Source organism: Nocardia sp. IFM 10818, assembly GCF_054655275.1.
Map to the genome: position 1 here is coordinate 4245183 of NZ_BAAHJH010000001.1, position 17450 is coordinate 4262632.

A 17450-nucleotide genomic window follows, 5' to 3' on the forward strand; every position below is an offset into this window, starting at 1 on the left:
TAACGCGCCCGTCATCCTGGGAATCGCAAGTGGCCCAACCCGGTTCGCAGGAGGAATGATGGCCGACGATCAGAACGGCGGACGCGGTCGCTGGGATCCGGGCGTGCAGTCGTATGCGTCGATGGGATATTACGCCCCCGACTACCAACCCACCGACACCGATGTGCTCGCGGTGTTCCGGGTGACCCCGCAGCAGGGGGTGGATCCGATCGAGGCCTCGGCCGCGGTGGCCGGTGAATCCTCCACGGCCACATGGACGGTGGTGTGGACCGACCGGTTGACCGCGCACGACCGCTACCAGGGCAAGTGCTATCGGGTGGAGGAGGTGCCGGGCCGGGCGGGTGAGTACTTCGCCTATGTGGCCTACGATCTCGATCTGTTCGAGGAGGGGTCGATCACCAATCTCACCTCCTCGGTGATCGGCAATGTATTCGGTTTCAAACCGTTGCAGGCATTGCGGCTGGAGGATATGCGGATTCCGGTGCCCTATGTCAAGACCTTTCAGGGCCCGCCGCACGGAATCGTTATGGAAAGGGAATATCTCAATAAATACGGGCGCCCGCTGCTGGGTGCGACGGTGAAACCGAAACTGGGGTTGTCGGCCCGCAACTACGGGCGCGTGGTGTACGAAGCGTGCAAGGGCGGTTTGGATTTCACCAAGGACGACGAGAACATCAACTCCCAGCCGTTCATGCGCTGGCGCGACCGGTACCTGTTCGCCATGGAGGGCGTCAACCGCGCCATCGCCGAGACCGGCGAGTTGAAGGGCCATTATCTCAATGTCACCGCCGCGGACATGGAGGACATGTACGAGCGCGCCGAGTTCGCGAAATCGCTGGGCAGCGTGATCATCATGATGGACCTGACGGTCGGTTACACCGCCATGCAGTCGATGTCGAAGTGGGCGCGCCGCAATGGCATGCTGCTGCACCTGCACCGGGCGGGGCATTCCACCTTCACCCGGCAGAAGACGCACGGGGTGAGTTTCCGGGTGCTGGCCAAGTGGTGCCGGCTGATCGGGGTGGATCACCTGCACGCGGGCACCGTCATCGGCAAGCTCGAGGGCGACCCGCACACGGTGCGCGGCTTCTACGACACGTTGCGCGACAACCACATTCCCGCCAATGCCCGCAACGGCATCTTCTTCGACCAGCACTGGGCGAGCCTGCCCGGGGTGCTGCCGGTGGCCTCGGGTGGCATCCATGCCGGGCAGATGCATCAACTGCTGGATCTGTTCGGCGATGACGTGTGCCTGCAGTTCGGCGGCGGCACCATCGGCCATCCGATGGGCATCGCCGCGGGCGCGGAAGCCAACCGGGTGGCCCTCGAGGCCGTGGTGAAGGCCCGCAACGAGGGCCGCGATCTGCTGAAGGAGGGCCCGGATGTGCTGCGCCAGGCCGCGCAGGTGTGCCGCCCGCTGCAGGCGGCCCTGGATGTGTGGGGTGATGTCAGCTTCGACTACACCTCCACCGACGCCCCCGATGCCGTGCCCACCGTCACCCGCTGACCCGTCTCCGGTGACCGAAAGACAGGACTCCGTCATGTATCTGCGCCAGGGCACCTTCTCGCACCTGCCCGCACTCACCGACGCCGAGATCGCCGCGCAGGTGCGCTACGCGCTGCTCAACAACTGGCCGGTGTCGATCGAGTACACCGACGATCCGCATCCGCGCAATGTGTACTGGGAGATGTGGGGGCTGCCGCTGTTCGATCTCGACGAGCCCGACGGGGTGCTCGCCGAGGTCGCCGCGTGCCGGGCGACCTTCCCGCGCCACTACATTCGCCTCACCGCCTACGACGCCTCCTACACCCGGCAGACCACGGCGTTGAGTTTCCTGGTGCAGCGCCCCGATCACGAGCCCGGATTCCGTCTCGCGCGCACCGAGTCGCAGGATCGCCGCCAGCGCTACGGTTTCCACTCCTATGCCACCGATGCCCGCCCGGGTGAACGATACGGCGACTGAACGGCGGCGAGTGTGAGAGGTTTAAGGTGAGCACGGAATTCCCCGCGACGCCGGGTGCCCGGGCGCCTGCAACCGGACACTCCGGCAACGGGTTCCATATGCATCGGCCCGGAGCCACGAGCCCCGCGCCGGCGCGCGGTACGGCCGCCGACGGTCCCCGACCGGAGGACGCGGCGGCCGACCACCAGCCGCTGGCCTCCGACGCCGTGCTGGATCTGTCCACCGATATCGCCGGGAAAGATGTCGAGGACACGCTCACCCGCCTGGATGCGGAACTGATCGGTTTGGCCAATGTCAAGCGGCGCGTCCGCGAAATCGCCGCCCTGCTGCTCATCGATCGCGCCCGCCGCCGTTTCGGCCTGCAGGCCACCCGCCCCACCATGCACATGTCCTTCACCGGCGGCCCGGGCACCGGCAAGACCACCGTCGCGCTGCGCATGGCGCAGATGCTGCACGCGCTGGGCTATATCCGCAAACCCAAGGTGCACACCGTCACCCGCGACGATCTGGTCGGCCAGTTCATCGGCCACACCGCCCCGAAAACCAAGGAGGCCCTGGCCAAGGCCGCGGGGGGTGTGCTGTTCATCGACGAGGCCTACTACCTGTTCCGGCCGGAGAACGAACGCGACTACGGCCAGGAGGTCATCGAGATCCTGTTGCAGGAGATGGAGAACGAGCGCACCAGCCTGGTGGTCATCTTCGCCGGCTACCCCGACCGCATGGAGACCTTCTTCTCCGCCAATCCGGGCCTGTCCTCGCGGGTGGCCCATCACATCGAATTCCCGGACTACACCCACGCCGAACTCATGGCCATCGCGCAACTCATGGTGGCGCAGGAGAATTTCCGGTTCGACGACGACGCGGCCCGCGCCTTCGCGCAGTATCTCGACCTGCGGATGGCGCGCCCGCGGTTCGCCAATGCCCGCAGTGTGCGCAATGCCCTCGACCGCTGCCGGCTGCGCCAGGCCAAACGCCTGGTCGAGTTGGGCCGGCCGCTGAGCCGCACCGATCTGATCACCCTCACCGGCGATGACGTCCACGGCAGCAGTGTGTTCGCCCAGGCCCCGACCGAAGGGGCCTCCCCATGAGGAAATGAGAGGGCCGATGCCCGAAGGATTGAAGACCCTCACCCGCTACACCATCGAGTCCGAGCATCGCCATCCCGGCTCCTCCGGTGAGTTCTCGGCGCTGCTCAATGTGCTGGCCACCGCCACCAAGATCATCGCCAATCAGGTGACGCGCGGCGCCATCGTGGGCTCGCTCGGCGCGGCGGAGGCGGACAATCTGCCGGTCACCGTGCACCGCAAGATGGATGCCATCGCCCACGACATCATGGTCGCCGAAAGCCAATGGACCGGACTGCTCTCGGCGCTGGTGTCGGAGCAGATGAGCGGATTCCACGCGGTGCCCGCCGAATACCGGCGCGGCAAGTATCTGCTCGCCTTCGATCCGCTGGACGGGTCGAGCAATATCGACGTGAACCTGCCCGTGGGCACGATTTTCAGTGTGCTGCGCGCCCCCGAGGACGGGCGCGAGACGGCGGCGGCGGATTTCCTGCAGCCGGGCGCGCAGCAGGTGTGCGCGGGATTCACCCTCTACGGGCCCGCGACCATGCTGGTCATCACCGTCGGCGACGGCGTGGACGGGTTCACCCTGGACCGGGAGGTGGGGGCGTTCGTGCTCACCCATCCGCGCATGCGGATTCCGGAGAACACCTCCGGCTTCGCCATCAATGCCGCCAACGAACGCTTCTGGGAGCGGCCGGTGCGCCGGTATGTGCACGAATGCCTGGAGGGCGTGGACGGCCCGCGCGGGCGCGATTTCAATATGCGCTGGGTCGCCTCGCTGGTGGCCGACACCTTCCACATCCTCACCCGCGGCGGGATGTATCTGTATCCGCGCGACACCCGGTCCCCGGATCGTCCGGGCCGGGTGTCGCTGCTCTACGGCGCCAACCCGATCGCCTTCATCGTCGAGCAGGCCGGCGGGGCCGCCACGACGGGGCATGCGCGGGTGCTGCAGGAGCGCCCGCGGGAGCTGCATCAGAAGGTGCCGTTCATCTTCGGCTCCCGCACCGAGGTCGAGCGCATCGTGCGCTATCACGCCGAACCCGACGAGGGCCCGAGTTTCGATGCCTCGCTGTTCGGTTCGCGGTCGCTGTTCCGGTCGGCGCGACGGTGAGCGGCGGCGCGCAGGCGCGTTGTCCGGCAATCGAGGAGGTGCCATGTCGGTCAAGAATCCCGTGGTCGCGATCACCGGGTCCTCCGGTGCGGGGACGACCAGCGTCACCCGGACCTTCCAGGAGATATTCCGCCGGGAGGGGATCAATGCGGTGATCGTGGAGGGGGATTCGTTCCACCGCTACGACCGCAACGAGATGGCCCTCGCCATGGCCGAGGCCGAGCGGTCGCGCAATCTGCACTTCTCCCATTTCGGGCCGGAGGCCAATCTGCTGGCCGAGCTCGAGGCGCTGTTCCGCGATTACGGGGAGACCGGGGTGGGGTCGGTGCGCCGGTATCTGCACGACGAGAACGAGGCCAAACCCTACGGGCAGCCGGCGGGCACGTTCACCCCGTGGGAGGAGCTGGCGCCGGGCAGCGATCTGCTGTTCTACGAGGGCCTGCACGGGGCCGCGGTCACCGACGGCATCGATGTGGCCCGCTATACGGATCTGCTGGTGGGGGTGGTGCCGATCGTGAATCTGGAGTGGATTCAGAAGGTGCACCGCGACAAGACCGAACGCGGGTATTCCAGCGAGGCCATCATCGACACGATCCTGCGGCGCATGCCCGATTACGTCAAGCACATCTGCCCGCAGTTCTCCCGCACCTACGTCAATTTCCAGCGGGTGCCCACCGTCGACACCTCCAATCCGTTCACCGCGCGCACGATTCCGACCGCGGACGAGTCGTTCGTGGTGATCCGCTTCGCCGATCCGAAGGTCATCGACTTCCCGTATCTGCTGTCGATGCTGCACGATTCGTTCATGTCGCGGCCCAACAGCATCGTGGTGCCGGGCGGGAAGATGGACCTGGCCATGCAGCTGATCTTCACCCCGCTCATCCTGCGGCTGATGGACAAGCGGCCCAAACGCCTGCGCTGACAACGAATCCGGCGACCACCCTGGTGGGCGGCCGCCGGATCATGGTGCGGGAGTGCGCGAGTCATCGTTCCTTGGTCACAGTTCCTTGGTCAGAGTTCCTTCGGCACGCCCTTGGTGCCGGACCTGACCTGGAAGGCGCTGACGATCTCCATGATGCCGAGGAAGATCAGCCACCAGCCCGCCACCAGCGTCAGGGCGACGATGGAGGAGAACGGCACCGCGATCAGCCAGCCGCCGCCGATGATGAGCACGATGCCGAAGAAGATCATCCAGCCGCGGCCGGGCATACCGTCGGCGGAGACGCCGGTGATCAGCGAGGCGACGCCGCGGAAGATCCAGCTGATGCCGATCCAGATGGCCAGCAGCAGCACCGCGGTGGCCTCGCCGCTGTCGCGCCAGTCGTGGAAGCACAGAAAGCCCAGGATCAGCGACAGGATGCCGCTGACGAAGGACAGGATGCGCATGCCCGCGCTGATGTGCACCCCGAACGCGGCGATGAGCTGGAAGACACCGGAGACGATGAGATAGACGCCGAACAGCACGCCCGCCACCAGGATGGTCTTCCCGGGCCAGGCCAGGATGAGGATGCCCAGCACCACCGAGAGGATGCCGGTGAGCAGGATCGACTGCCATGCGCCGCGGGCCAGAGCATGCAGCGGCCCTTCGGTAACTTCCTCTTTGCTGGTTGTCATGAGCTGGAGGATATGCCCAGTCAATGAGCTTTGCGGTTAATTTGCCCGGCGTGGTGTCGAGCTGTGACGGTGCTCAACCGGCATCGGCCTGGCGGCGTCGGGTGCGGCGCACCCAGCGGATGTCGGCGCGCCAGGTGTAGGCGGCGACCAGGGCCGAGCCGACGACGGCGGCATCGAGCATGAACGGGCCGTCGACCACCAGGCTGACCAGGCCGCCGATCACCGCGCCCAGGGTGAACGACCCGTACTGCACGCCGTAGCCGATCCAGTCGCGGAAGCTGCCCCCGGCCAGGTGCCGCTCGATGCCCTGGGCGAGCTTGACCAGGGTGCCGGTGACATAGGAGACCGGTATCGACACCTCGCCGTTGCGGACGAAGGAGGTGTTGAGCGCGCCCATGCCGAAGGCCACCAGCAGGATCGGGCCCAAACCGATGCCGACGCCCTGCTTCTCCTGGATGAAATCCACGATCACCGCGCCGATCAGCGCCAGGGTGGTGAGCACGGTCGCGCCGTGGGGATGATTGGTCCACAGATGCCGCCGGCACACCGAGGCGATGATCACCCCGGCCACGAAGCACAGGATCAGCAACGCGGCGCTGCGCGCGAGGGTGTAGTCGCCGAGGAAGGCGCCAACGGTGGCGCGTTCGGTATTGCCGGTCATGAAGGTGACGAAGTATCCGGCGGAGTGGGCGTAGGCGGCGGCGCCGACGAACCCGGCCAGCATCGACAGCGCCGCCGACAGCCGCATCTCCAGATCCCAGAAGGGCTCGGTGTCCTCGGTGCCGGTCGTGGTCATGCACCCCAGGCTAGCAACCGGCAGGCAAATATTCGGTGTGAGGAAACTCCACCCGCGCACCGGCGCGTAACCGTGCGGTACAGTGCTGATGTTAACCGGAATTCTCATCGCTTCCGGTAGGCACGAGCAAGGAGAAGCCATGACCTCCGCCGTCATCGTCGACGCTGTCCGCACACCGTCCGGGAAGGGGAAACCCGGTGGTGGACTGTCGGATGTGCATCCGGCGACGCTGCTGTCGGGCGTGCTGTCCACGCTGGTCGAACGCACCGGCATCGACCCGGGGCTGATCGATGATGTGATCGGCGGTTGCGTCACCCAGAGCGGCGAGCAGGCGTTCAATATCTCCCGCACCGCGGTCCTGGCCGCCGGATTCCCCGACTCGGTGCCCGCCACCACCGTCGACCGCCAGTGCGGATCGAGCCAGCAGGCCGCCCACTTCGCCGCCCAGGGCGTGCTCGCCGACGCCTACGACATCGCCATCGCCTGCGGCGTGGAATCGATGTCGCGGGCGCCCATGTTCTCCAATGCCCAGGGCCGCGACGCCAACCGCGGCCCCCTCGCGCACCGCTACCCCGACGGCCTCGTCCAGCAGGGCATCGCGGCCGAGGTGATCGCCGCGCGCTGGAAGTTCGACCGCACCGCCCTCGACGAATTCTCCGCACGCTCACACCAACTGGCCGCTGCCACCGCCGCCGCGGGCGGTTTCGACAACGAACTCGTGCCCGCGGGCAGCCTGACCGCCGACGAAACCATCCGCCCCGCCACCACCGTGGAGGGTTTGGCCGGGTTGCAGCCCGCCTTCACCGACGCCGAGTTCACAGCCCGCTTCCCCGAGATCGAGTGGTCCATCACGCCCGGCAATTCCTCCCCGCTCACCGACGGCGCCTCGGCCACCCTGATCATGAGCGAGGAAAAGGCCACCCAGCTCGGCCTGCGCCCGCGCGCCCGCTTCCACTCCTTCGCCGTCACCGGCGACGACCCGCTGCTCATGCTCACCGCCGTCATCCCCGCCACCCGGAAAGCGCTCTCGCGCGTGGGTCTCACGATCGACGACATCGACGCCTACGAGGTGAACGAGGCCTTCGCCCCCGTCCCGCTGGTGTGGGCGCGCGAACTGGGCGCGGATCCGGCCAAACTCAATCCGCGCGGCGGCGCCATCGCCCTGGGCCATCCGCTCGGCGCCTCGGGCACCCGCATCCTGTCGACGCTGCTCAACCATTTGGAGCAGACCGGCGGCCGCTACGGCCTGATGACCATGTGCGAGGCCGGCGGCCTGGCCAACGCCACCATCATCGAACGGCTCTGACGAAACAGCGTGCGGCAGTACCGGTTCGGCGGGCACCATCGATCTGCTGATCGTTCCGGAGGCCGATCACTCTCCGCCGGTGCGCAACCGCGGTGTCGGGATCACCTCGTAGGGTGATCCCGACACTGCGACGATCACGACACGATGCGGGAGACAACGGTGCGGCTTACCTGGGATCAGGTGTTTACCTGGCGCATGGGACAACAGTTCGTCGCACCGCGCTCCGGTGCGACACCCGTGGCGATCGTGGGCCGCATCTGCGGTGTGCAGGCGCAGGTGACCTCGGCCGCGGAAACCGCGGTGGCGCTGCGACGCAGCAAGGGTGGCCCGGGCGCGGTGGTGCAGGCGCTCGCCGAGAAGAAGCTGGTGAAGACCTGGGCCATGCGCGGCACCCTGCACGCGCTGCCCCCGGAACTCGCCGCCAGCGTGCTCTCCCTCATGGGATCGGCGCGTACCTGGGAAAAGCCGTCCTGGACAAAGGCTTTCGGCGCGACCCCGGACGACATCGGCGCCCTGGTGACCGCACTCGCCGATATCCTCGACGACGCCGTGCTCACCCGCGAGGAACTGGTGTCGGCGATCGTCGCGCAGAAGCGATTCCACCCCCTCGCCGAACAACTGCGCTCCGGCTGGGGCGCGGTCCTCAAACCCCTGGCCTGGCAAGGCGCGCTGTGTCACGGACCGGCACAGGGCAACTCCATCACCTTCGCCAGCCCCGCGCACCTGATCCCCGGCTGGCCGGGCATCCCGGATCCGGATGCGGCGGCCCCCGAGATCATCACCGCGTATCTGGCCGCGTACGGCCCGGCCACCCCCGAATCCTTCGATGCCTGGCTCAGCCGCGGCAGCCTCCGCAAGGCGACGCTGCGCCGCTGGTTCGCCGAACTCGGCGACCGCATCACCGAGGTCGACGTCGAAGGCCGCACCGGATACATCCTCACCGACAGCCTCGACGCCCTGGCCGCCACCGAACCCACATCGTCGGTGCATCTGCTGGGATCCTTCGACCAGTACGTGCTCGGCCCCGGCACCAACGACGAGGCACTGCTCTCGAAAGCCCACCGCGCCAAGGTGAGTCGCACCGCCGGCTGGATCTCACCACTGGTCCTGGTCGACGGCCGCATCGCCGGCACCTGGGACACCGACGCCGACGACCTCGTCGTCACCATGTTCGACAACGCCCCAGCGCCCCTGGCAGAACTGGAAGCCGAAGCCGCCCACGTGGCCCGCGCCCTCGGCCGCCGCGGACTCAGCGTGCGCGTCGGCTGAGGGCGGCGCTGGGCGACCAGCGACCGACCGCGCGGGTGACGGGTTCGGTTGCGCGCTCACGAATTCGCGCCGCAGCCCCGCACTGCGTCGCCGGTGGGTGGGGGATGCGCCATTCCACCGATGATCGGCGGTGCGCGGCGCCACCCGCTCGGGCGGCTAGGCCGGGGGCGCGGGCGAGTGGGGGAGCAGGTCGGGGGTGCGGGCGCCGGGGCCGAGGACGGGGTGGATGTCGCGGCCGGCGAGGTGGTCGCCGCATTCGGAGCAGACCGGTTGCACGGTCATGGTGTGGCCGCAGGTGTCGTGGACGGCTTCGACGGGCGGGCCGTCCGGGGCGGCCCAGGTGTCACCCCATTGGCGCATGGCGGTGAGCACCAGCCACAGGGACCGGCCCTTCGCGGTGAGCGTGTAGTCGTAGCGCACCGGGTTCTCCTGATACGGCACCTTGTCCAGGATGCCTTGGGCGACAAGGTGATCCAGCCGCTGGGTCAAGACGTTGCGGGCGATGCCCAGACGGGAGCGGAAGTCGTCGAAGCGGGTGATGCCGAACAGGGCGTCGCGCACGATCAGCAGGGTCCACCAGTCCCCGACCACCTCCAGGCATTGGGCGATGGAGCAGTTCATGTCCTCGAAGCTGGTGCGGCGCATGCCCCGAGCATAGTCGGTTGCTTGAAAAGACTCACTGGCCTATCGTCCGTTTCATGATGCAACTCACTGGGCGGTCGGTGCGGACACTCTTCGCGCTCGACGCGGCCGGGCCACGAACATGGGAAGCCACCGTCGACACGAGCTGGCGGGGGTGGAGCGGACCGCACGGCGGAGTGATCGCCGCACTGCTGATCGAGGTGGCGCGCGCGGCGGCGCCGCAGGCCGGCTCGGCGCAGGCCCGCCAGACCCGCCGGGTCCTCGGCTGACTCAGGAGAATCAGTGAACAGCATTGTCGTAGCGAAGAATCCGCGCGCGATCTCCCCGCGCGCCGTACTGGGCATCGTGGCGGTCGGTGTGCTGCTGTCGAGCCTGGACCTGTTCATCGTCAACGTCGCACTGCCGCAGATCGCCGCCGACTTCACCGGGGCGCGGATCTCGGAACTGTCGTGGGTGCTCAACGCCTACGCGATCGTGTTCGCCGCACTGCTGGTGCCGGCGGGCCGCCTCGGTGATCGCGGCGGGAATCGCACCACCTTCCTGATCGGGCTCGCCGTGTTCGTGCTCGGGTCGGCGCTGTGCGCGCTGGCGTGGAATACCGGTGCGCTGGTGGGGTTCCGGGTCCTGCAGGCGGTGGGCGCGGCCATGCTGACCCCGGCCTCGCTGGCCCTGGTGCTGGCGGCGACCCCACCGCGGCGGCGCGCCACGGCGGTGCGGTTGTGGGTGGCCTTCGGCGGGCTCGGCGCCGCCCTGGGGCCGGTGCTGGGCGGTCTGCTGGTCGAACTGCATTGGCGCTGGGTGTTTCTGGTGAACGTGCCGATCGGCGTGGTGGCGCTGGTGGTCGGGCTGCGGCTGCTGCCGAACCCGGCCGGTGACGGCGGGCGCCTGCCCGACCTGGTCGGCGCACTCACGCTCATCGGGTCGGTGGCGGCGTTCATCCTGGCACTGGTCAAGGGGGAGGACTGGGGCTGGGGCTCGGCCGGGGTGCTCGGCGGTGTCGTGGCGGCGGTGGTGCTGGGCGCGGCCTTCGCGGTGTCCTCGCGCAGCCATCCCAGCCCGGTGGTCGATCCGGCGCTGCTGCGACTGCCCAACTTCGCGCTCATGCTCGGCAACACGCTGCTGTTCACTATCGCCTTCGCGGGCATGCTGCTCTCGGCGGTGCTGTGGTCGCAGAACGTGTGGGGGTGGTCGGCGCTGCAGACCGGGCTGGCGATCGCGCCGGGCCCGCTGGTGGTGCCGATCGTGGCCGTGCCGGCGGGCCGGCTCATCGCCCGGCTCGGGGCCGGGCCGGTGCTGGCCGCGGGCGGAGTGGTGTTCGCGGCCGGAATCCTGTGGTGGGCAACGGCGATCACGCTCACCCCCGATTACGCGGGCGGGCTGCTCGGCGGCATGCTGGTGACCGGGCTCGGCGTCGGGCTCACCCTGCCGACCGGTTTCGCGGCCGGGACGGCGGGCCTGCCGCCGCAGCGGTTCGCAACCGGTTCGGCGGTGCTGTCCATGGCCCGCCAGCTCGGATTGGCCATCGGCGTCGCGACAGTGGTGGCCGTCCTGGGCGCGCCCACCGAGCCGCACGCGACCCTGGCAGCGTTCCAGCGCGGCTGGTACGTGATCGCGGGCGCGGCGGTACTGGCCGGTGCGGTCGGACTGGCCGCACGACTGCCGCGCCCGGCCCCCGCCGCATAACCCCCCGAAGGTCCGGTGGCCCGGCGGCCCCGCCGGCGACGACGGGCCACCACGCATCCGACCACAGGCGGGTTTCGGGCCCCCGGCATTCTCAGGGAGCGACTCAGGGGTTGTCCGGATGTCCCGCCGGGGCGGCCGCCCTACCGTCGAGGGATGCGAACTCTACCGGCGCTGTCCGTGCTGACTCTCCTTGCGGTGGCGGGATGTTCGGCCACGACGACCAGCCCGCCGACGGCACTGACCACCAGCCCCGGCACGGTGCCCGCGAGCACCGTCGACCGGGTGCGCGAGGACATCGACGCGCTCACCCGCTCCGGCGTCGCCGGGGTGATCGCGACCCTCACCGGCAATGGGCAGACCCTCACCCTGACCTCCGGCGTCGCCGATCGTGCGACGGGCGCGCCGATTCCGCTGTCACCGCCGCAGGAGGTGCGCGTGGGCAGCATCTCCAAGTCCTTCACCGCCGCCCTCGTCCTGCAACTGGTCGCCGAGAACCGGGTCCGCCTCGACGATTCCGTCGACACCTACCTGCCGGGGCTGCTAACCGGCGAGGGCATCGACGGACGCCGCATCACCGTGCGCCAGCTGCTGCAGCATCGCAGCGGACTGCCGGAATTCAGTGACCTGCCCGAGGTCGACGAGTACCGCGCCGGAGTCGAGGGCCGCACCTTCACCCCCGCCGAGATGGTGGCCCTGGCCCTGCGCCGGCCCGCGCAATTCGCGCCGGGCGAGCAGTACAAGTACACCAACACCAACTACACCGTCGCCGGCATGCTCGTCGAAAAGGTCACCGGCAGACCGTATGCCGACGAGCTCACCGGCCGCATCCTGACCCCGAACCAGCTCACCGGCACCTACCTGCCCGCCACGGGCGAACTCGATTTCCGCGGCCCGCACCCGCAGGGCTACGCCACCATCGACGGCGTGCGCGTCGATGTCACCCGCTCCGAACCCTCCACCCCGTGGGCGGCCGGTGCGCTCATCTCCACCGGCAACGACCTCAACCGCTTCTACCTGGCCCTGGTCGCCGGGCAGGTGGTGGCCGGGGCGCAGCTGAGCGAGATGATGGCGGGGGAGTCGCCCGTCGTCCCCGACAGCCCGCTGCGCTACGGCATGGGCCTGGCCACCACCGAACTATCCTGCGGGGCACAGTATTACGGGCACTCCGGCGGAATCTACGGTTATCTCACCCTGTCCGGGGCGACCCGCGACGGGCGCGCGGCCACCATCGCCATGACCGAGATGCCCGAGGGCGAACTGGACATGGTGGAGTTGCTCGACCACGCGCTGTGCCCGTAACCGGGGAAGATCTTGCCGTTCCACCACCAATCTACTACGTTCCGTAGTAAGAGCTTGGTTGACGGAAACGGAGACAGCGCAATGCCCTTCACCCCATCCACCCACTGCTGCGTGGTCGGCGGCGGCCCCGCCGGCATGATGGCGGGCTTGCTGCTGGCCCGCGCCGGCATCCGGGTCACCGTCCTGGAGAAGCACGCCGACTTCCTGCGCGACTTCCGCGGCGACACCGTCCATCCCGCCACCCTGCGCCTGCTCGACCAACTCGGCCTCGGCGAACGCTTCGCCCAGCTACCACAACGCAAACTCGAGCACATGCGCATGCACATCGCCGACCGCACCATCACCGTCGCCGACTTCCGCCGCATCCCCGGCCGCCACCGCTACATCGCCATGGTCCCGCAATGGGACTTCCTCGACCTGCTGGCCACCGCCGCCCTCGAACAACCCACCTTCACCCTGCGCATGTCCGCCGAATTCACCGGCCTGCGCACCGAATCCGGCCGCGTCACCGGCGTCGAGTTCCGCAACCGCGACGGCGAACTCGAAACCCTGACCACCGACCTGGTCCTGGCCTGCGACGGACGCGGCTCCGCCGCCGCGGCCGCAGCCGGCCTGCACCAGGAACTCGACGACATGCCCATGGACGTCTGGTGGCTGCGCATCCCCACCGCCGGCGCACCCCACCGCGACAGCCAGGTCTACGCCCGCTTCGACACCGGCCGCGCCGCGGTCACCCTCGACCGCGGCGACTACTACCAAACCTCCTACCTCATCCCCAAGGGATCCGACGAACGCCTGCGCGCCCGCGGAATCGACTGGCTGCGCAACGATCTCGCCACCCTGTTCGACTGGCCCGCCGGCACCCTCGACGCCATCCGCACCTGGGACGACGTCAAACTCCTCGACGTCACCGTGGGCCGGCTCCCGCGCTGGTACACCGACGGCCTGCTCTGCCTCGGCGATGCCGCCCACACCATGTCGCCCGTCGGCGGCGTCGGGGTCAACCTCGCCATCCAGGACGCCGTCGCCGCCTGCCGCCTGCTCGCCCACCCCCTGCTCACCGGCACCCTCACCACCGCCCACCTCGCCAAAGTCCAACGCCGCCGCCGACTCCCGACCGCCCTGACCCAGCAATCCCAGCGCGGCGACCACGACCTGCTGCGCCGCTCCCTCAACGGCACCCTCACCACGGTCCCCACACCCCTGCGCCTCATCCACCGCATTCCCGCACTCGCCGCCGTGACCGCCTACCTCGGCGGCGTCGGCCTGCGCCCCGAACCCGCCCCCGGTTTCGCCCGCGCCTAGCCACCGAACCGTGCCGGTGCGGGCAGCCGCGAAGGACCGCCTGCACCGATCCACCAATTCTTTTGTCACAGTGACGTTTTGGGGCCGCGATCGGAGGTCGAGCCAGGGGAGGGGCGGACCGAACACTCCCGCCGACCCGGGCGTGTCGTAGTCCGATTTCCGCCGACCGGTACGCAACGATGAGGTCCTGAGAACCGGTACCGCAACAGGTAGGGAGACAGCAATGCTCGCACTCGGGTTCTTCGGCTGGATCATCATCGGCGGCCTCGCCGGCTGGCTCGGCAGCAAACTCATGGGCACCGACGCCCAGCAAGGCATCATCCTCAATATCGTCGTCGGCGTCATCGGCGGCCTGCTGGGCGGCTTCCTGCTCAAACTCCTGGGCGTGGACGTCCGCGGCGGCGGCCTCCTCTTCAGCTTCCTCACCTGCCTCGGCGGCGCGGTCCTGCTGCTGTTCATCGTCGGCAAGGTCACCTCCCGCAGGTAAACCCATCCCGCCGCCTCCCCGGGACAACCCCCCAATACGTCACTGTGACGAATTACCGGGGAGCGGCGGGGCCACAGGGGAGCAGCACCGAACCCCGAACCAGCCCCGAACACCGAAATCCGGAAAATTTCCGACCCAACCACCCGCTGCGCGAAAGAAAAATTCCGGCAGTGGTTTTCCCTCCAGAAGCCGGGCCCGCATACCGAACGAGCAGCACCCGGCAGCCGGGACAGCGGATCGCCCAGGAAGCCACCGGACCGCGGAAACCCATGTGGCACACGATAATTACCTGCTCCGGCGCACGCCGTAAGACTACCGATAATTGACATTATGTTAAGTAATGCGCACGGGGTCAGCCCTGACCCATCCCCTCCGTGCGCAGACCTACGACCAGACCAGCGTGATCTCTCCCGCGCGCACCTTGCCGAAGAAGCGTTTGCCGATCTGATCGCCGTCGTGGTTGTAGCTGTTCATCAGATCGGCCAGTTCCTCGGCAAGGGCCCGCAAGGCTGGGCTGACCGATTCCAGGCCCTGATCGGCGATGTGACCCCATGCGGTGGGCACGTTGTCGATGGTGATGAGAATTGTCGCGTCGTACGGGGTTTCGACCGTATAGGTGATCTCATCGGGAGCGTCACGGATGGGATTGGGCTCGGTCAACTCCCCCGCCTGGACGGGCATCGGGAAGATCCGGGCGAAGACGATGTCCTGGCGGATCGATTCGGCGATGTCGTCCAGGCTCGCATGGCGGCCCACACGGTGGTGACGCGTCCCGTAGCTGCGGTCCCCTGTGTGCATCGTGCGCGCATCGGCGGAGGACTTGCGCAGAATGCGGTCGAGCATGCGCTGGGCGGCGGCGCGTTCGGATTCGCCGGTGCGCGGGTGGTCAATGAGCTCGCGCAGGCGGGTGATGCGCTGGATTGCGTTCGCTGCCATCGGTTTACCGCCCTTCGCCGACTGTTCTGGCCTGGATGCTAGTGCACGGGTGGTCTCCCCTGCCCCGCGTATGGGTCAGTCGAGGACCGCAGTGGCCTCGACTTCGACGAGGAGATCGGGTTCGCCCAGAGCGGCGACACCCAACAGGGTGATCGGCTTGACCGGATCAATGCCCAGTTTCGCGGCGGCGCGGGCGACTCCCTCACCCAGCAGCGGCATCTTCTCCTCCGACCAATCGACCACGTAGATGGTGAGTTTGGCGACGTCGTCGAAGCTGCCGCCGAGATCGGCGAGGGCGGTGGCGATATTCAGGTAGGCCTGTTCGACCTGGGCGGCGAAGTCGCCCTCCCCCACCTTGTTGCCGTCGGCGTCGCGGGCCACCTGGCCGGCCAGGAAGACCAGACGTGAGCCGGTGGCAACCGAAAGCTGGCGGTAGACCTCGGGTTTCGGCAGTCCGGCGGGGTTGTGCAGGGTGACGGCCATGGGTGGGCTCCTTTCGACTGGGCTAAACCATAACAGCGTTATGTATAGTTTGGCCATGGTCAGGACGAAGGATCCGGCGGTGCGGGCACGGCTCATCGATCGGGCGGCGCAGCTGCTGGCCGCGCGGGAGCCGGTCACGTTGCGCACCCTGGTGGCCGGGACCGGGGTGTCGACCATGGCGGTCTACACCCACTTCGGTGGGATCGACGGGCTGTGGCGGGCCGTGCGCCAGGAAGGGTTCACGCGCTTGGCGGCCGCGCTGGAGACCGTCGAGCAGACCGGGGACGCCGTGCGGGATCTGACAGCGCTGGGGGCGGCGTACACGGTCAATGCGCTGGCCGATCCGGACCTGTACCGGGTGATGTTCGACGCGACGGCCGAGCTCGAGGACGCCGCGGCCGCCGACGAGACCCTGCACGCGCTGGTCGCCGCGATCGAGCGGGCCAAGGCGGACAAGCGGTTCGGGCCACAGGTGGACGCGGTGGAGCTGGCCACGCAGAGTTGGATCATCGGGCACGGGCTGACGGCGCTGGTGGCCACCGGGCCGCTGCCGCGCGAGACCCTCGCGCAGGCGGTGCCGATGCTCACCGCGCTGTACGTATCGGCCGGTGATGAGCGGCGGCGCTGCCAGGCCTCGGTGCGGGCAGGCTGGCAGGCCGCGCTCGGGTAGGAATCAGCGGGATGCGAAAACCATGGCGTGGCAGGCCGACAGCAGGGTGATCAACTCCTGCGCGGCCGCGTCGTCGAGCACCGCGAACGCAGGGGCGATGAGATCGTCGGTGATGGTCTCGGCCTGCATCCAGCGGCCCTTCAGCTCGGCGGTGATCTCCTCGAACGGCTCCGCCCAGCCGTAACGGCGCGCCTGCTCCTCACCGCTGGTGATGGGCGACCCCGCGATCAGGACCGCCTGCAGCGGAGTCAGGCCCGAGGAGCGCACGGCCATCAAATGCAGGCCGCCGCGCAATTCCCGCAGCACCTGGATCAGCTGCAGCACCCGCGCCGGAGCGTCCGCCGCGCGCGGCATGGCCCGCCAGCCGGCGAACAGCGGCGCCCCGGCCGGATCGGCGGCATCGGCCACCGCGGCAAGGAGTTCGGCCAGGCGCCCGGCCTGCTCGAACTCGGCCAGCTTGCGGCGCCCGAAGTCCTGGCAGGCCTGCAGATAGCCCTCCGCTCCCTTGGCGGCGGGCACGGCGGCGGTGGCTTCCCAGGCGGCGCGCACCGAATGGGCGGGGAAGAATCCGAAGGCCGCGGTCACCACGTCGGCGTCGACATCGCCCAGCACTCCCCCGCGCCCGCGGGTGTATCCGCCCATGAATCCCTGGACTCCGGTGGTGGCGGCGAAGGCCTTCGCCTCCCGGGAGAACATGTATCCCCCGCCGACCTGCTGGATCTGATCCTTCACCGCGGACGCTACCGACATGTCCGTTCCTCTCTGAGCGGAAAGCGTATTCTCCCCGAGACTATTTCACCGCTGTCGCGGCGACG

19 protein-coding genes are annotated in these 17450 nt (G+C 68.6%); 13 read left to right on the forward strand and 6 right to left on the reverse strand.

All coding sequences use genetic code 11. The features are described 5' to 3' along the window. Positions 1–58 precede the first annotated feature (58 nt). The 5 genes from ACYQ5L_RS19455 (at position 59) to ACYQ5L_RS19475 (ending at position 5067) form a co-directional block, all read left to right on the forward strand. Positions 59–1507, forward strand: a complete 1449-nt coding sequence (locus tag ACYQ5L_RS19455) for a form I ribulose bisphosphate carboxylase large subunit (RefSeq protein WP_459959109.1) — start codon at positions 59–61, stop codon at positions 1505–1507. A 10-nt stretch (positions 1508–1517) separates the two neighbouring features. Next, the gene (locus ACYQ5L_RS19460) at positions 1518–1964 is read left to right on the forward strand and encodes a ribulose bisphosphate carboxylase small subunit (protein WP_459959110.1); all 447 of its coding nucleotides are present in this window, start codon (positions 1518–1520) and stop codon (positions 1962–1964) included. Between the two features lie 98 nt (positions 1965–2062). After that, entirely contained in the window at positions 2063–3052 is a 990-nt protein-coding gene (locus ACYQ5L_RS19465; RefSeq protein WP_459959111.1) for an AAA family ATPase, read from the forward strand. Positions 3053–3068: 16 nt separating this feature from the next. After that, the gene (locus ACYQ5L_RS19470; protein ID WP_459959112.1) at positions 3069–4145 is read left to right on the forward strand and encodes a class 1 fructose-bisphosphatase; all 1077 of its coding nucleotides are present in this window, start codon (positions 3069–3071) and stop codon (positions 4143–4145) included. Positions 4146–4188: 43 nt separating this feature from the next. Next, positions 4189–5067 (forward strand): phosphoribulokinase, encoded by an 879-nt coding sequence (locus ACYQ5L_RS19475; RefSeq protein ID WP_459959113.1) that lies wholly within the window; start codon positions 4189–4191, stop codon positions 5065–5067. A gap of 89 nt (positions 5068–5156) precedes the next feature. Here the strand turns inward: ACYQ5L_RS19475 and ACYQ5L_RS19480 are convergent, their stop codons facing one another. Both ACYQ5L_RS19480 and ACYQ5L_RS19485 read right to left on the reverse strand, forming a co-directional pair. Beyond that, the gene (locus ACYQ5L_RS19480) at positions 5157–5759 is read right to left on the reverse strand and encodes an HdeD family acid-resistance protein (protein WP_459959114.1); all 603 of its coding nucleotides are present in this window, start codon (positions 5757–5759) and stop codon (positions 5157–5159) included. Between the two features lie 73 nt (positions 5760–5832). Continuing rightward, on the reverse strand, positions 5833–6555 hold the full coding sequence (locus ACYQ5L_RS19485) for a YoaK family protein (RefSeq protein ID WP_459959115.1): 723 nt from the start codon (positions 6553–6555) through the stop codon (positions 5833–5835). Between the two features lie 139 nt (positions 6556–6694). On the opposite strand from ACYQ5L_RS19485, the gene ACYQ5L_RS19490 reads away from it, so the two are divergent. Together ACYQ5L_RS19490 and ACYQ5L_RS19495 are read left to right on the forward strand one after the other, a co-directional pair. Continuing rightward, positions 6695–7861, forward strand: a complete 1167-nt coding sequence (locus ACYQ5L_RS19490; RefSeq protein ID WP_459959116.1) for a thiolase family protein — start codon at positions 6695–6697, stop codon at positions 7859–7861. Between the two features lie 195 nt (positions 7862–8056). Next, positions 8057–9130 (forward strand): winged helix DNA-binding domain-containing protein, encoded by a 1074-nt coding sequence (locus ACYQ5L_RS19495; protein WP_459959117.1) that lies wholly within the window; start codon positions 8057–8059, stop codon positions 9128–9130. Between the two features lie 156 nt (positions 9131–9286). On the opposite strand, the gene ACYQ5L_RS19500 is transcribed toward ACYQ5L_RS19495, so the two are convergent. After that, a complete protein-coding gene (locus ACYQ5L_RS19500; RefSeq protein WP_459959118.1) occupies positions 9287–9775 on the reverse strand; it encodes a winged helix-turn-helix transcriptional regulator in 489 nt (162 codons plus the stop codon). 53 nt (positions 9776–9828) lie between these two features. Here ACYQ5L_RS19500 and ACYQ5L_RS19505 point away from each other — a divergent pair, with 53 nt between their 5' ends. The 5 genes from ACYQ5L_RS19505 (at position 9829) to ACYQ5L_RS19525 (ending at position 14546) form a co-directional block, all read left to right on the forward strand. Then, entirely contained in the window at positions 9829–10041 is a 213-nt protein-coding gene (locus ACYQ5L_RS19505) for a hypothetical protein (RefSeq protein WP_459959119.1), read from the forward strand. Positions 10042–10054: 13 nt separating this feature from the next. Next, positions 10055–11455, forward strand: a complete 1401-nt coding sequence (locus ACYQ5L_RS19510) for an MFS transporter (protein WP_459959120.1) — start codon at positions 10055–10057, stop codon at positions 11453–11455. 153 nt (positions 11456–11608) lie between these two features. Beyond that, entirely contained in the window at positions 11609–12754 is a 1146-nt protein-coding gene (locus ACYQ5L_RS19515) for a serine hydrolase domain-containing protein (RefSeq protein WP_459959121.1), read from the forward strand. Between the two features lie 81 nt (positions 12755–12835). Then, a complete protein-coding gene (locus ACYQ5L_RS19520; protein WP_459959122.1) occupies positions 12836–14059 on the forward strand; it encodes an FAD-dependent oxidoreductase in 1224 nt (407 codons plus the stop codon). Positions 14060–14282: 223 nt separating this feature from the next. Beyond that, positions 14283–14546 carry a GlsB/YeaQ/YmgE family stress response membrane protein gene (locus ACYQ5L_RS19525; protein WP_459959123.1) on the forward strand — a complete coding sequence of 88 codons (264 nt, stop codon included), beginning with the start codon at positions 14283–14285 and terminating at the stop codon, positions 14544–14546. Between the two features lie 384 nt (positions 14547–14930). Here the strand turns inward: ACYQ5L_RS19525 and ACYQ5L_RS19530 are convergent, their stop codons facing one another. Continuing rightward, the gene (locus ACYQ5L_RS19530) at positions 14931–15482 is read right to left on the reverse strand and encodes a hypothetical protein (protein WP_459959124.1); all 552 of its coding nucleotides are present in this window, start codon (positions 15480–15482) and stop codon (positions 14931–14933) included. Between the two features lie 75 nt (positions 15483–15557). Next, a complete protein-coding gene (locus tag ACYQ5L_RS19535; RefSeq protein WP_459959125.1) occupies positions 15558–15965 on the reverse strand; it encodes a RidA family protein in 408 nt (135 codons plus the stop codon). 55 nt (positions 15966–16020) lie between these two features. On the opposite strand from ACYQ5L_RS19535, the gene ACYQ5L_RS19540 reads away from it, so the two are divergent. After that, a complete protein-coding gene (locus tag ACYQ5L_RS19540) occupies positions 16021–16635 on the forward strand; it encodes a TetR/AcrR family transcriptional regulator (RefSeq protein ID WP_459959126.1) in 615 nt (204 codons plus the stop codon). 3 nt (positions 16636–16638) lie between these two features. Here the strand turns inward: ACYQ5L_RS19540 and ACYQ5L_RS19545 are convergent, their stop codons facing one another. After that, positions 16639–17385, reverse strand: coding sequence for an SCO6745 family protein (locus ACYQ5L_RS19545; protein ID WP_459959127.1), 747 nt, complete (start codon positions 17383–17385; stop codon positions 16639–16641). Positions 17386–17450 lie beyond the last annotated feature (65 nt).